The following is a 14,683-nucleotide window of genomic DNA, read 5'->3' as shown; positions in this document are numbered from 1 at the left end:
TCATCTGATTAAACATCAGCGCTCCATCTCCGAATTGTTTCAATTAGCATGTCCATTGTTTGTTTTTTAAAAGAATTGTGAACCGCTTCTCCTGTGGGATTTACATACGAATAGTGTCCCGTCTTCCCATCACGGGTATAACCGAGTTGTGTCAAAGAGTGTTGTAAGTCGCTAGGCAAATCAATCTCTCCAGTTTTTTCCGTGAAATAGTCCGTTGGAAAGATACGTACATCTACATCGCCAACTCCCGTATCGACAACAACTAAATCGGTGTCATGTTGAACAATCCATTGCCCTTTGGAATACAACGAAATGCCGGACATCTTAAGTGAAGCAATGCCAACTAAATTCATACCTAAAAAGTGATTGATCATCACCCGAACTTCGTCACCCGTCATCGTTTTGCCGTATTGAGTGATATACTCATCCATCAAGGCTCTAGTTGAGGGTACAACGCTTGAACCACGATAGCGGTCAGGTAAAAGAGGTGCCAATTCTAAATTGATACCGAAAACGTGTTGAACGACTTTGTGAATAGCCAAACTCGTTAATTCATCACCATAACCCGCAAGGCAATCGTCCATCATTTCTAACGGTGTCATCAATTCAATTTGTTCGTCTGCCTTTAAGTTTGCCATGCAATATCCCCCTTGTTGAATGAATGAAAAATGTACCAACTCATCGAAATTATATCACAAACCAAAAGTCCCACACGAATCGGCAATCTGTCGAACTAGCAGACATGCATTAATCCGAAATGTCGAACTTTGCGTGTTTCGCTACATCGTAGAACTTATACTAATTGTCTTACTCATTATCGTTGTTTCTACAGGGTATTTCTATCGCTTGACAGTCTCCTATCACAAGCGGATGGCGGATTGAATACATTGGACGGCCACGCGAAAAAAGAGTATACGACAAAGAAAGCAAATGGTGAAAGCGCCAGCTATGGCTACTTCTACGACAAACCCTACGCACAAAGTTTCGGAAAGGATTACAATGCTAAGATACTAGCACATCGAATAGCCTATGAAGTAAAGTACTCAATCACCAATCAAGACAAAAAAGAAGAAAATGCACGAGACATTTTGTCTCAGCGTTTTCTTCTTTTTTTAGGTCGTTTCATAAACAAAATTAGCCGTAAAATGATGAGAAACGTAGCCGCGCCCGCCATATCGAGAAGTACGTCTTGAACCGCCGGCGTCCGTCCACCCGTCAAGGACTGGTGGTACTCATCTCCAATTGCAACAAACAGTGTCAGCCAAGTAGCCGTCATGAAACGAAACAGATGCTTCGGCAAAACGAGATAAATTGCAGTAGCGATGAAGCCGAAAATGAAGAAATGTGCACTCTTTCGAAGCAGAAACTCTACAAATGCGTAATAGCCACGCTCATCAACTGAAATCGTCTCACCCCAATACGGGATGCGCAAATTCGATAGCAATGATGCTAACGGCTCGCCCGGCAGCCACTTCTCCAAAGTTGGGATTAGCGATTGCTGCTCATACGTTTGCCCCGATGAAAAGAACAAAACTCCTAATAGAATTATCAAAACAAGTAATTTTTTCATAGACAAATTATACCATACTACTTGCGAGAATACATATACGTTAATAGGCTAAATATCAAAAATGAATACCGTCTGTGCAAGAAGGTTTTATTAAAACCTAAAAGAAATCTCCAAACCGTTACTGCAATCGGGGATACTGATTTAGGCTACACAAGCTCCGGACTGGATTGTAGGTTCGGAAGTGGTTCGCTGATTTTCTGACGCATAAGTACTATATTGATGCTTCCCATGGGGAGTCTCCTTTCTATATGTTAAAAACTGGTTTAGTCATCAGTTATTATTTTACAGGCGGAGCTCCTTTTTGCATTTTCAAACATTATTATTTGTAAGTGTTTTTACAGCTATGCGACGCAAGTAGGTACCAATTTTTATGTACAATGTAATTTGATTCTGATAATATATGTAGTTACCTAGGGTAATTGTTACCCACGATAACTATTTAAAAGGAGTGTTACTAATACATACATATCGAAAGTTTTTTAGACAATTCATGTTATTGTATCGGCCTTTTGAGCATCATCTTAACGTCGAACTAAGTAAGTATGGGCTTTACAGAGCACAATGGTCTACTTTGACCTACATATACAATAATGGCTCAGGAACACTCGTTGAGATGTCCAATTATCAAAGCGTAGAAAAACCTACCATTACCAGGACCATACAACGTTTGGAGGAGATGGGTTATATTAGCCATGCTCCAAGCAAAGACAAACGAGAAAAAAGGATGCAGCTAACAGAGCTTGGGGGAAAAGTGTATATAGATATCCGTGCTACCATTGATCAATTCGAACAAGTTATTTTAAAAGGAATCTCAGAAGAGGAACAACTTGAGACAATCAGAATTATGGAAGAAATACAGAATAATTTGAGAGAGTAAGGGGATAGCGTTTTGAATCAATCTAAACAAAAACTGTGGACAAAGGATTTTTTGATTGTTTCCTCTGCCAATTTCTTATTAATGCTAATATTTTATTTATTAATGGTGACGATCGCCGTATATGCAGTCACGGAGTTAGGGGCTTCTACAAGTGATGCCGGACTCATTACAGGTGTTTTTATTGTTGGGACTTTATTTGGAAGGCTCTATATAGGACGGGTCATTGATATAATCGGTCGCAAGAAAACCTTGATAATCGGGTTAGTCCTGTTCACTTTGACAACAGCATTGTATTTCGTAAATCTAGGCGTTCCTTTCCTGTTGTTTAACCGGTTAATCCACGGGATGTCACTTGGGATGGCGAGTACGGCAGCCGGCACCATTGTGGCACAGATTATTCCACCAAGACGAAGGGGCGAAGGCATTGGCTACTTCAGCATGAGTGCGACACTGGCTACCGCGATTGGACCCTTCATAGGGCTTTACATGAGCCGAGTTACGAGCTTTCAGATGATCTTTACTTTCTGTCTTATTTTAGGAGTCATCTGTTTAATTGTTGCATTCTTCGTACATGTACCGAAACTTGAAGTATCTAAAGTGAAAGAATCCAAAAAATTCAAGTTCTCGAATTTCATTGAGCCCAAAGCATTACCTATCGCATTCATCACATTGCTGGTTTCTTTTTGCTACTCTAGCATCCTTTCGTTCATCAATTTCTATGCCATCGAAATTGATTTAGTGGAAACTGCAAGCTTTTTCTTCGTTGTTTATGCAGTCGTGATACTATTATCCCGTCCATTCACGGGCCGCTTAATGGATAATAAAGGTTCCAATTTCGTGATGTATCCCGCTTTCATCATCTTTGCAGCTGGAATGTTCCTACTTAGTTCAGTAGGTACGGGGGCTACATTGCTTATAGCGGGTGGCCTGATTGGACTTGGCTTCGGTAATATGCAATCAAGCACCCAAGCCATCGCTGTTAAGTTAACGTCACCACATCGATTAGGTCTTGCCACATCGACATTCTTCATTGCCCTGGATGCTGGCCTTGGTTTTGGACCATTCTTACTGGGCTTTGTCATACCAGTTACCGGTTACAGAATATTATTTGTCATTTTAGCCTTTGTCATTTTGGGGACTGCCGTATTGTACTATTTCTTGCATGGCAAAAAAGAAAGTGCAGAAAGAAGAACTCTCACGTAGAACCCAATTTTCTTACGCAAAAAAAGGAGCTTGCCTAAGCAAACTCCTTTTCAAAAGATTAAAGTCGATTACGATTATTCAAAGGATCGGTCAAAGGATTGTCATTTAAATCACTTCGCTCAAATCGCTTCGCTTCCAATGGATCAAAGACCGTTTCCTCTTCTGCATCCAACAGATTATCCGTTCGGTCGATAGCAGCTTCTTCACGGCGCACGCTTTCACTGACCGTTTCCGTGTCATGAACTTCGCGCTTGCCAACGATGATTTCTTCGCTGACGACAGGACGTTTTGTCACTTCAACCCGTTCTTCCATGACGGGAATATGAATGTTTTCGCCATCATCAAACACTTCGCCGGCAGCAGTCTGGTCAGTTACGGCGCGCCGCTCAATATACACTTCTTCCCGTGTTACGGGCACCTCAACCGTTTGTATATCTTCTACAACATGCTTAGTGACGTTCACTTCGCCCGCCTGATAGCGTTCTTTGTCGACATTGAGCTTCTCTTCATGCAGTTGTAGACTTTCTTCTCGTTCTGCATCCATTGCTCTATTTGTATTATCATAATCATCAACGACAAGATTTGAGCCGATGTTCGGATCTGTATACCCGGCTTGGTATTCCTTGTCAGGATTTCCATAAAGGTTTCCGTATTCACGGTCTACGTAAAGCAAGATTCCACCAGCTTTGACTTCATTGAAATAGCGGTTGGATTCTTCTTCGCTGAACCCCATGTTTGTAAATGCGCCTTTGACGGGTTCATCTCCACTGAGGAAAGCCATGAATTTGTCCATCCAGTTGCCTTCCGGTGTGCGAAGGTCGACATCTGTTTGCCCACGGACAATCGATAATCGATCCGCATCATTTGTCACAATATAAATATCATTATCCGAATACCCCTGTGTTTTTAAATCGCCAATCTTGTTCAAAACCTCGGTTTCATTTTGGAATGTACCTACAAAATTTTTGTCAGCCATATCAATTTTCCTCCTAGGATTTTTATTATTTTAATAGTGTTGGTGCTAGTAAGTGAAATACCCTGCTATCAAATATTAAAACCTGTAAGAAGATTCGGATAAAAAATTACAGGTGCCTATTAATGAACAGATAGGTTTCAACAAACGCTAGGGAGTGTCCAACAAACCCCGAAAGTGTCCAACCAATAGGGAGGTTTCCAACAAACTCTTCGAAGTGTCCAACATAAGCCGGAAGTTGTCCAACGAACACTTTCGAGTGTCCAACCAACAGATAGGTTTCCAACAAACTCCCGAAACCATCCAACAGAAAGCCAAAGAATGCACTTCAGGTACGCTGTTCATGAAAAAAGTCGGAGTATACGCTACAATTTGATAATAATACAATCAAAATCAGCTGTATGGCTGACTGTATGACTAACTACTGTGAAATGCTTGTCTACGACGTTTAATGCACAAGCACTATTTTTAAGTCGGTGTATCGTTTCTTGAATAAAATAATTTAGTTTTTGTGAAAAGTTTAGGATAGGGTTTAGGTTGGTAACATTGATTTGATCAATATTGCATACATTTATATATGAAAACTTTAAGTAGAGGTATTGATGGTATGAATGAGAAGTTAATGATAAATGCCGATGCAAGTTATCGGTTGGCGGAGCAGAAGGCTGCTGATTATTTTAAATCACTTTCTGAACAGCTCGTGCAAAAAACGTATGTCCCTGTTTTGATAAAAGATATACAGTCTTGGAAACAGAACCACATTCATCCTTTCCCGATGCTATCTGTTTTTTCGCGCAGAAAGGGAAAAACTGGTTCAGAGGGCTATCACACTTATATCCAATGGCTGAATTACACAGGTAAACTAGAAAATTACTTGGATCGGAGCATTTCCTATATTTACATGCGCGATCTGGGGAAAGCCTTAAACTCACCTGATACACAATCCAGGGTCCAAAGTACAGTTGACAGTTTGAAAAATCACCTAATTGATTCCAATCCAAAAAACCCTGGAAGCAAATTGGAGATGTTTAGCATGGCTGGGATGTATCGGCTTGCCCAGAAGGAGGGCGTTGAATCCAGCATGATTTGGGTGATGGACAAAATAAAGTCTGTATCCGCCCATATTCCGGAGGGGATGGATGCTGAGGAAGCCAAGCGAAAACTTATCAAAATCATAGCGGGGGTCATCCTGCATGTGGTTGAAGAGATGGACGCTGAGATTACACCTGAAGAACGTACTCGAAAGCTTCATGAGGCGATTAGGCTTGGGTATGCCTACGGGCTGACGTATCCATTCATTGACGATCTTTTGGATGCCAGTGTTTTATCAACTAAAGAGAAAAAACGTTATTCCGAATTAATTCGGTCCACACTTATCACAGAATCTGTTCCTGAATTGGATAAGTGGACTGGGGAAAACGCGGAACTCATCCGATTTGCTCATGCGGAACTCCGAGATGCCTTTGAGTATATTAAGGGCCTTCAGAGGCCAGAGACAAGAAAAAGTTTTTTCGAGCAGTCCTATGTGTTTTTTAATTCCCAGGAAGTGGATCGTGTAAAGGATCTATCTAATGCGAATTACACCAATGAAGAACTTTATATCCCAGTCATTTTAAAATCCTCTTCTTCACGATTGATTACACGTTCAGTCATAAGTGCGCCTGAAGACGAGGGCTTCCATAACCGCACATTCTTATATGGCATTTACAATCAGCTAGCGGATGATTTTGCGGATATGTTCGATGACTTAGATGAAGGAAGCGTCACACCTTATACCTATTATATGAAATACCATGATACACGCGCGGATCTCATAAATCCCTTTGAAATGTACTGGACGGTTATCTTCAATTTGATCCATAATGTCTATGACTCAGATAGCAAAACGCGTGAGGTGATACTCGATCGTGCCATCAACGGGCTGAAACGATTTAAAAAGCGTATGGGCACTAAAAAGTACAATGAGATTATGGAGTTATTCGCTTCGGGAAATCCTTCATTCAATCGTGTTATTCAACATATGGTTCGAAAAGCAGATGATGTGGATTTCTTTGATAAACTGCTGCGCGATCATATGATTACGAATCTAAAGAGTGAACGGGAAGAGCAGGAGTCCTTTTTAGATACAATCGAAACTGTACGCAATCAAATCAACGAATTTTTACCTATTCCAGAGGTAGGGAATGCATTTTTGATGAAAGAGCCAATCATCGATGCGGCAAATTACAGTTTGGCAGGTGACGGCAAGCGACTCAGGCCAATCATGACCTGGGTTATGGGTGTTAACGGATACGGGCTAAATGAGTCGTCAATCGTGCCACTTCTGAAATCATTGGAATATATGCATACGGCATCCCTTATTTTCGACGATATGCCATCCCAGGATAATGCGCCCATGCGGAGAGGGCGTCCAACCCTACATCAGGTGTATGACAGTGCCACAGCTGAATTAACTGGACTTTTCCTGACCCAAAAAGCGGTTGAAGAACAAACCTCACTTGACGGGTACGAACCGAAAACGGTGCTCCGCTTGATTCGCTATTCGTCTCAAATCGTAGCGGATATATGTAGGGGACAGGCGATGGACTTGAATTCCAGAGGGGAAAAATTGACACTGGAACAATTGAATGAGATGTGCTTTTATAAGACCGGAATCGCATTTGAAGCCTCTCTCATCATGCCTGCCATTCTCGCCCACGCAACGGAGTTGGAAATGGCAGCATTGAAAAAATTCGCCCGTCATGCCGGCATCGCATTTCAAATTAAGGATGACCTGCTTGATGTGGAAGGCGATCACAACGTACTAGGAAAACCCATTGGAAAAGATGCAGAAAACAACAATACGACATTTGTATCCATCCTAGGTGCGGTTGGTGCCAGAAAAGCGATGTGGGACCATTATTGTTCTGCGATGGAAACACTGCAAGAAATCCCACGCAATACGACTTTTTTGAAGCATTTCTTGAATTATATCGTGAACCGAGATCATTGAGTTTGTTAGCGTTCGTAAGGGAATAGAATACCTGAGTCACGCGCCTTCTGTATAGGGAGGCGCGTGACTTTTTTAGTGTGCGATATATCACTAACTGGAGAGTAGATACGTAACTGCGTCCCTACTTTTTTTATCGACAATTGATGGGTTATGCTCAGCCAATCTTGTTACATAACTGCCATGAGATATAGAATATGAAATACAAAAATCACCCAAAATTCGCAGTTTCAACAATCGGGAAATAGTGAATTTTACTAGTTCTAAATATACAGTAATGAAGAAAAATTCGAAGTCATTACGAGTAGTTCAAAATGCACATATGGTCTGTAATGCTTATGAACTCTTCTTTCGTTAAAAGGTATGAGATTGTAACTGTTTTGATTTTAATGGAAGGGATTGGTAAGTAAGGAAGGGAATACCCCTTTGAGTAGTCAAAATTTTCAGGGGATAGGAGTGTGCTCATGTGAAGATGAAAAAGAAGTTTAGGATTGTCATGCTTACTGCTTTAATTGCTATATCTAGCATTAATGGTATGCCTGGACATGTTTTTGAGTCGGGGATTGCGGTTGCTGCATCGGAAAAAGGGCAAAGCAATGCGGCTTTCGATCAAAAGGTCATTGCTCGAATTAGTGCGGCAAACTTGTATACAGATGCGGCTTTTTTAAGTGAAACGATTGGTCCACGTGTGGCGGGAACCAAGGAAGAAAAATACACGGCAAACTTTATAAAGGAACGTCTTCTATCCTACGGGTATGAAATTGAGGTACAAGAATTCAGCATTCCGGATAAGACGATAGGTCATTTACAAACTGCTAATGGAGATGAAGTGCTTATTACCATTCCCGCAGGTTCAGCGGCTACAGCCGATGGAGGATTGGTAGCCCAGCTTTATGATGCGGGTTTAGGGCGTACGGCTGATTTCAATGCGGAATCCGCAGGGAAAATCGCATTAATTTCGAGGGGAGAATTAACATTCCAGCAGAAAGTGGAGAACGCCTATGCAGCTGGCGCAGTTGCTGTGCTGATTTACAACAATGTTGATCAGGCTAGCCCTTTGAATCCGTCCATTAGTGATAATGCGCCAATCCCAGTAGGTGGAATCACGAAAATGAGCGGTGAAGCTTTACGGGAAGATGTCTTGTTGAAAAATGAAACTGTCACACTAAACGTGAAGCTTTTAGGGAATATGACTTCGCAAAACATTATTGCAAAGCGTACCCCGAAAAAGAATGGCAAACACGATATTGTACATGTATCTGCACATTACGATAGTGTTCCATTTGCACCCGGTGCAAGCGACAATGCTTCAGGGACGGCCGTTGCATTGGAAATCGCGCGCGTATTAAAAAGTTATCCAATTGAAAAGGAATTAAGAATTGCTTTTGTAGGTGCTGAAGAAATCGGTTTGGTCGGTTCCCGCTTTTATGTCAGCCAATTGACCGCGGATGAAATCGGTCGCAGCATTGGTAACTTTAACATGGATATGGTCGGAACTTCGTGGGAAAATGCAACGGCAATTTATATGAACACGGTTGATGGCAATTCGAATCTAGTTTCACAGACGGCTGCTGAGACTGCAGCAAGAATCGCCACACCTTCCGAGTTAATTCTTTATCAAAGAGGAGCATCTGATCATGTTTCATTCCATGATGCAGGGATTGCGGCAGTGAACTTCATTCGCCGTGAACCAGGCACCGCCAACTTGGAGCCTTACTATCATACTCCGCAAGACACGATTGAGTACATCAGTAGGGAAAGGCTTAAAGAAGCTGGAGATCTAGTTGGTGCCTCGGTTTATAAATTGATTGGGAAATGAGATGGAAACAGGGCTAGTGACAGACGTGTAAAAGAAAGGGATTTTAAGTACATTTGAGTCGATTTCATAATAAAGAGTTTTGTATTAAAATCCGAACCAGGTTGATTTCCACTCCAGGCGGACGCTTTCCGCGGGCACGGCTTCAGCCTCCTCGTCACTGCGTTCCTGCGGGGTCTTCAGCTCGCGCTGTTCCCGCTGGAGTCGCCGCCTTCCGTTACAATCAACGGAACCCATCTAAGCAAAAGAATATTTGATTACGAAATTTCATTAATGTTAGGGTTTTCATTTAAAATAAGCAAATATAAAATTGATACATCTATTAAGAAAAATAGAGACAGGGAGAGGATTATATTGAAAAAAGTCGGAATTTATCAAAGTAGAACGAAGAAAACATTACTAACGTTCACGCTAGCTGGAATGATGGTACTAAGCTCCTCACCGTTTACATTAGCAAGCGCTGCACCTGTTAAACAAGCGCCGATTAGTTACACGGTCGCTGGAGAAAATGGGGGATCTGGCGCCGCGCATGATAATAAAGTTGTAAAAAGGGTCGAAGCACAAAGAGCGGTTGAACATGTCAAATACTTGTCAGAAAAAATCGGTCCAAGACCCGGCGGACTAGAGGCTGAAAAACAAGCCGCCGATTATGTAGCGAATACATTAAAAAGCTATGGATATGACATTGAGTATCAATATTTCCCTGTTGCGGATCAATTAATAGCGGACGTTACGTTTGCCGATGGATCTGTATGGCAAATGGGAGCGGCCGCGAATGGCGTAGTAAGTGATGTGTCAGTGAATTCGGAAGTCATCTACGTCGAAGATGGAACAAAGGCAAGTGACTTTCCAGAGAATACCGCAGGGAAGGTCGTATTAGTGAAGCAGGCAAGTTCGCCAGCTAACTACCGTTTGCAAGTTGAGAATGCAATCAATGCTGGAGCAGAGGGTGTCATTCTTCATAGTGTTGGTGGAAGTCGTGGAAACTATGGATCGACATTTAATCCAAGCCTGACAAAAGTAGTTGATATTCCAGTGTTCGGAGCGGCTTATATCCAGGGTGAATGGTTAAAAGAACGGTTGGCTAAAGGAACCGTCACTGTTGGATTAACTGCAAAACGCCATTCGAACTTGCAATCTGTGAATGTAATCGGAACGAAAAAAGCGAAGAGTAAAAATGGGAATGGAAAAGAAGTGTTGTTAAGTGCACATATGGATAGTGTTGTTGGTGCACCTGGGGCCAATGATAATGCATCTGGCGTAGGCTTAATGCTTGAGTTAGCACGCGTTTACAAAGGATATAACACGGACAAGGACCTCAAGTTTATTGCCTTCGGATCTGAAGAACGGGGCTTGCTAGGGGCGAGGTATTATGTAGAACAATTAACCCCAGCTGAAAGAGCTAATATCGAAGTCGTCTTTAATCCGGATATGGTTGCAACAAAATACGAAGCGGCTACAAACCTTTACGCGATGACTGTAGATGGCAGTAAGAATCTTGCAACTAACGCGACTGTAGCGGCGGGCGCACGGTTAGGTAATTCTGATATTTTACCAGGGAAATTTGGATCTAGTGACCATGTTCCTTTCCATAATGCAGGTATTCCTGCAGCACTGTTTATTTGGATGGGGATCGATAGCTGGGACCCACTAGTTTACCATATTGAAAAAGTGTATCACACGCCACAAGATACAATAGCTGACAATATCTCCGTTGAACGTATGCAATCTGCTTTAGAAATTATCGGAGCGGGTGTGTTCGATGTCGTGCGCAAAGATGTGCCGGGGTTGACTAGGTAAGTAGATTTATTGGCAGGAGAGGGTTCAGTGAAAATGACAAAGGGGAGTGTTTGTTTTATGAAGGATAAAATCATGAGTACGGTTGGCATCCTGACGCTATGCGCAAGTCTCGCTGTGCCTGCATATGCGGCGGACAAGCCGGACAATCAAGAATCGCATCATAACAATTCCATCTCGGGATTCACGAATTATGGTGAGATGCAAAAGACGCTTCAGCAAATTGAGAAATCGAGCAAGGGGAATGTCGTTGTAGAAGTCGTCGGTCAATCCAATAGAGGCCGGGATATTTACAAAGCGACCGTTGGGACAGGCAAGAAGGTTATCCTCATTGAGAGCGAAATTCATGGGAATGAAAAGACTGGGACTGAAGCGGTCCTCAATTTACTCAAATCAATAGGGTCAAGTAATTCACCTGAAGCAAAGAAGATTCGCGATGAAGTAACACTTGTCTTTCTACCGAAAATGAATCCTGATGCGTCAGAGATGGACAAAAGACGGAACGACATGACTTGGCAAGAGATACTTGCGGACTTCCCACAGTTAAGTGAAGCAGCTCCTGCTTGGAACTATCTGAACCGTGGCATTAGCCAAATGTATGACTATAGTAAAAATCCTGGCTTTGACGTCAATCGAGACTTCAATCCGGATTTAAATTATGTCCCTCAGGCAAAAGACTTTCCAGGTAACTCTAGTTCACCAGGCTGGTTTATCACACCTGAAGCGCAAACCGTACGCGATGTATACAAATCGTTACAAGAGGAGTATGGAAAAGTAGATGTCTTTGTCGACCTTCATCATCAAGGAATGTATTATGTCGAAGGCACTGCCGATGAAGTAACATTATCCTTATCAGCGCAATTTGTTCCGGACCCGAATACTTCGGCGGGCGCAAAATATGCGCAGTATAAAGATGCATACAATTATGATTTCTCAAGACAGTTGAACCTTGCTGCCTATAATGAATTACAGTCCTACGGCAATTCGCCGTTCAAGAATATTACGCTTTATTCGCAGGGGCTCGACCTTCCTGGGACAGCACTTGGTACATTCGCTTTGAATGGCAGTGGCACTGTACTCTTTGAAGTAACTGGCCAAACACAAAATATGGGGCAAAAGAAAAAAGGACAACTCGTAAAAGCCGTTGAAAGAGGTCTGAGTGGTATTATTCACGCAGTTGCTGACGGATCAGTCGAAAATTTAAACCCTGATGACTACGAGAATATTCCATTGACTGCTTACAGGCCTACGAACTGAAGCGGAAAATTATCATCGTAAACAATACATTGTTAAAGAAAAGGGAGAGAAAAGAATGAAAAAATCAATACTCGCATTTTCACTTGCAGGAGCAATGGTACTAAGCGCATCCCCGTTTGCATCCCCTATTGCAGAAGCTGTAGGAAACGGGCCTAACTATGGCGGTAATGAAACAATAAATACATCCATCCTACACACGTATGACGAAATGGTGGATAGTCTCAAGAAGCAGGAAGCCAAACAAAAGGATATGAAACTTGAAGTGATTGGTCAAAGCGTGAAAGGAAGAGATTTGTATCTAGTTAAATACATGAAAAATCCCGAAAATCCAACGATTCTATTTCTTACGCAACAGCATGGGAATGAGCAGCTGACAACGGAAGGGACACTTGAGTTCATCAAACATCTCGGTACGGGCAAGATGAAAGGTGTCACTGACGGGGTTAATATCTTAATTGTTCCAATGCTCAATGCAGACGGCGCAATGGGAGATGTCGATTTTTCCCTAGATGATTATGTTGCTAGCGGAGGACGAAATTTAACCCGTTATAATGCGCTAGGGGTGGACTTGAACCGGGATCACGTAACGAAATTTCAACCTGAAACGAAAGCGCTTCATGACAATGTTATGCAGGCATATGATATTGACTATATGATTGATTTACACCACCAAAGCGCCCAAAGTGAGCGTGATGGAGAACTAGTGTCGGGCTCCATTCTTTACCCGACAACACCGAATGTCAGTTCAGATGTATTACTGAAGTCAAAACAACTGGGTGCGGTTGTGTTTGATGCAGTCGATTCAACAGGCTGGGGACACCTAGGTAAATACAATGGAGGATCAGCTGAAACGATTAGCCGTAATGGAATAGCGGTTGAATATGGTATTTCTACGCTTCTGTTTGAGATGCGCGGCATGTCGGATCATTATAATGAGTCTGCCGTATTAGGACAAAAAAGCAACGGTTACTTGATTAAGCAGACAATCACGACGCTTGATGCAACGGTGCGTGCGATAGCAAACCGTTCTATCGAAAACCAGGACATTCGTTTCTGGGATACACTGGCTACACAGCAAACACGTTCTTCTGAAGAGTAAATAATTAGTAGGTCGTCACTTTCGGTAATTACGGCAATGCGTAGTATTAGAATAAATCCCCCTTCATGGTATTTTTGATTGGAGGGGGATCTTTTTGTTTCTTTTATGCACTACACTTTATTACATAAAGCAAATAAAAGAAATGCAGCCATATCAACAAATGGTCGCTTACCTCGTTTAATCCGTATTCAGAGCCTAGAGGGAGAATAGTCCCTTAAGGTTTTCATTTTTGCTATAATGATGGAAAAGCTAAAATTATCTAATTAACAGAGGAGCGGAATATGGAAAACAACGTCTTTGAACAGATGGCAAAAAGATATGATACAGAGTTTAGAATTGAACTGGCTAAAGTTGTAGTGAAGGAAGTAAGACCAGTATTACGAAATAGTAAATCATTATCTTTAATCGACTATGGGAGTGGTACAGGGCTAGTTAGTTTGGAATTGTCAGATCTGGTAGATTCTGTATTGTTGGTGGATTCATCAGAACAAATGTTGGAAGTCGCGAAAGCTAAAATTGCTCACAAAGGCATTACCAATGCCAAAGTACTTCATTCAGATTTCACTCAAGAAACTACTGAACTTAAGGCAGACATCGTTTTAATGTCGCTCGTCCTTCTTCATATACCAGATACTCTAAAAATTTTGCAAGGCTTGTTCAATATTTTAAATAAGGGCGGCAAGCTCATTATTATTGATTTTGATAAAAACGATAAAATAAATCATCCGAAAGTTCATAACGGTTTTTCGCATGAAGAACTGAAAAAAGGATTAGCCGAAGTTGGATTTAAATCAAATGAAATGAAGACATTCCATCATGGAAATGAAATTTTCATGAATCAAGACGCGTCTATGTTTATATCCAGTAGTATAAAGTGATTTTGGTTTCTTAGTTCACACAAACTCTAAAAAAGAACCATTCATATCAAGGGTTTTGGTCTCGTTTATTCCCTGGTGATGTGATTGGTTCTTTGTACATTTTTGGCTAGTTTGGCTTTCTGGTAGGCAAATAAAGGCGGTCCATCGAGTTTGCTATTTTTAGTTGTCGAATGAAAGAGGAATACGTATGAAAAATAACGAATACAGAACTATGCTTTTAATCA

Annotated in this window: 11 protein-coding genes; 8 read left to right on the top strand and 3 right to left on the bottom strand. The window is 41.7% G+C overall.

The window, feature by feature from the left end; translation table 11 throughout:
• Positions 1-8 precede the first annotated feature (8 nt).
• On the bottom strand, positions 9-638 hold the full coding sequence (locus tag AC1TO4_RS03325) for a hypothetical protein (protein ID WP_482104143.1): 630 nt from the start codon (positions 636-638) through the stop codon (positions 9-11).
• A 455-nt stretch (positions 639-1,093) separates the two neighbouring features.
• The gene (locus tag AC1TO4_RS03320) at positions 1,094-1,570 is read right to left on the bottom strand and encodes a VanZ family protein (RefSeq protein ID WP_482104372.1); all 477 of its coding nucleotides are present in this window, start codon (positions 1,568-1,570) and stop codon (positions 1,094-1,096) included.
• A gap of 490 nt (positions 1,571-2,060) precedes the next feature.
• On the opposite strand from AC1TO4_RS03320, the gene AC1TO4_RS03315 reads away from it, so the two are divergent.
• Entirely contained in the window at positions 2,061-2,447 is a 387-nt protein-coding gene (locus AC1TO4_RS03315) for a MarR family winged helix-turn-helix transcriptional regulator (RefSeq protein ID WP_482104142.1), read from the top strand.
• 12 nt (positions 2,448-2,459) lie between these two features.
• Positions 2,460-3,650, top strand: coding sequence for an MFS transporter (locus tag AC1TO4_RS03310; protein ID WP_482104141.1), 1,191 nt, complete (start codon positions 2,460-2,462; stop codon positions 3,648-3,650).
• A 58-nt stretch (positions 3,651-3,708) separates the two neighbouring features.
• On the opposite strand, the gene AC1TO4_RS03305 is transcribed toward AC1TO4_RS03310, so the two are convergent.
• Entirely contained in the window at positions 3,709-4,626 is a 918-nt protein-coding gene (locus AC1TO4_RS03305) for a YsnF/AvaK domain-containing protein (protein WP_482104140.1), read from the bottom strand.
• A 604-nt stretch (positions 4,627-5,230) separates the two neighbouring features.
• Between AC1TO4_RS03305 and AC1TO4_RS03300 the strand changes: the two genes are divergently transcribed.
• From AC1TO4_RS03300 to AC1TO4_RS03275, 6 genes are all read left to right on the top strand, one after another.
• On the top strand, positions 5,231-7,615 hold the full coding sequence (locus AC1TO4_RS03300; RefSeq protein ID WP_482104139.1) for a polyprenyl synthetase family protein: 2,385 nt from the start codon (positions 5,231-5,233) through the stop codon (positions 7,613-7,615).
• A 469-nt stretch (positions 7,616-8,084) separates the two neighbouring features.
• A complete protein-coding gene (locus AC1TO4_RS03295) occupies positions 8,085-9,431 on the top strand; it encodes a M28 family peptidase (protein ID WP_482104371.1) in 1,347 nt (448 codons plus the stop codon).
• Between the two features lie 417 nt (positions 9,432-9,848).
• Positions 9,849-11,228, top strand: a complete 1,380-nt coding sequence (locus tag AC1TO4_RS03290) for a M28 family metallopeptidase (RefSeq protein ID WP_482104370.1) — start codon at positions 9,849-9,851, stop codon at positions 11,226-11,228.
• Between the two features lie 57 nt (positions 11,229-11,285).
• Positions 11,286-12,482, top strand: coding sequence for a M14 family zinc carboxypeptidase (locus AC1TO4_RS03285; RefSeq protein WP_482104138.1), 1,197 nt, complete (start codon positions 11,286-11,288; stop codon positions 12,480-12,482).
• A 55-nt stretch (positions 12,483-12,537) separates the two neighbouring features.
• Positions 12,538-13,581 carry a M14 family zinc carboxypeptidase gene (locus AC1TO4_RS03280; RefSeq protein ID WP_482104137.1) on the top strand — a complete coding sequence of 348 codons (1,044 nt, stop codon included), beginning with the start codon at positions 12,538-12,540 and terminating at the stop codon, positions 13,579-13,581.
• A 281-nt stretch (positions 13,582-13,862) separates the two neighbouring features.
• The gene (locus AC1TO4_RS03275) at positions 13,863-14,459 is read left to right on the top strand and encodes a class I SAM-dependent methyltransferase (protein ID WP_482104136.1); all 597 of its coding nucleotides are present in this window, start codon (positions 13,863-13,865) and stop codon (positions 14,457-14,459) included.
• Positions 14,460-14,683: the final 224 nt, after the last annotated feature.

The sequence above is a fragment of the Sporosarcina sp. Y838 genome (assembly GCF_056786515.1).
This window is presented reverse-complemented; position numbering and strand designations above follow the sequence as displayed.

What these genes read in the sequence shown, in the direction of transcription:
- AC1TO4_RS03290 (WP_482104370.1), top strand. Translation starts at nt 9,849, where the DNA reads ATGATGGTACTAAGCTCCTCACCGTTTACATTAGCAAGCGCTGCACCT.
- AC1TO4_RS03305 (WP_482104140.1), bottom strand. Translation starts at nt 4,626, where the DNA reads ATGGCTGACAAAAATTTTGTAGGTACATTCCAAAATGAAACCGAGGTT.
- AC1TO4_RS03325 (WP_482104143.1), bottom strand. Translation starts at nt 638, where the DNA reads ATGGCAAACTTAAAGGCAGACGAACAAATTGAATTGATGACACCGTTA.
- AC1TO4_RS03315 (WP_482104142.1), top strand. Translation starts at nt 2,061, where the DNA reads ATGTTATTGTATCGGCCTTTTGAGCATCATCTTAACGTCGAACTAAGT.
- AC1TO4_RS03285 (WP_482104138.1), top strand. Translation starts at nt 11,286, where the DNA reads ATGAAGGATAAAATCATGAGTACGGTTGGCATCCTGACGCTATGCGCA.
- AC1TO4_RS03300 (WP_482104139.1), top strand. Translation starts at nt 5,231, where the DNA reads ATGAATGAGAAGTTAATGATAAATGCCGATGCAAGTTATCGGTTGGCG.
- AC1TO4_RS03295 (WP_482104371.1), top strand. Translation starts at nt 8,085, where the DNA reads ATGAAAAAGAAGTTTAGGATTGTCATGCTTACTGCTTTAATTGCTATA.
- AC1TO4_RS03280 (WP_482104137.1), top strand. Translation starts at nt 12,538, where the DNA reads ATGAAAAAATCAATACTCGCATTTTCACTTGCAGGAGCAATGGTACTA.
- AC1TO4_RS03275 (WP_482104136.1), top strand. Translation starts at nt 13,863, where the DNA reads ATGGAAAACAACGTCTTTGAACAGATGGCAAAAAGATATGATACAGAG.
- AC1TO4_RS03320 (WP_482104372.1), bottom strand. Translation starts at nt 1,570, where the DNA reads ATGAAAAAATTACTTGTTTTGATAATTCTATTAGGAGTTTTGTTCTTT.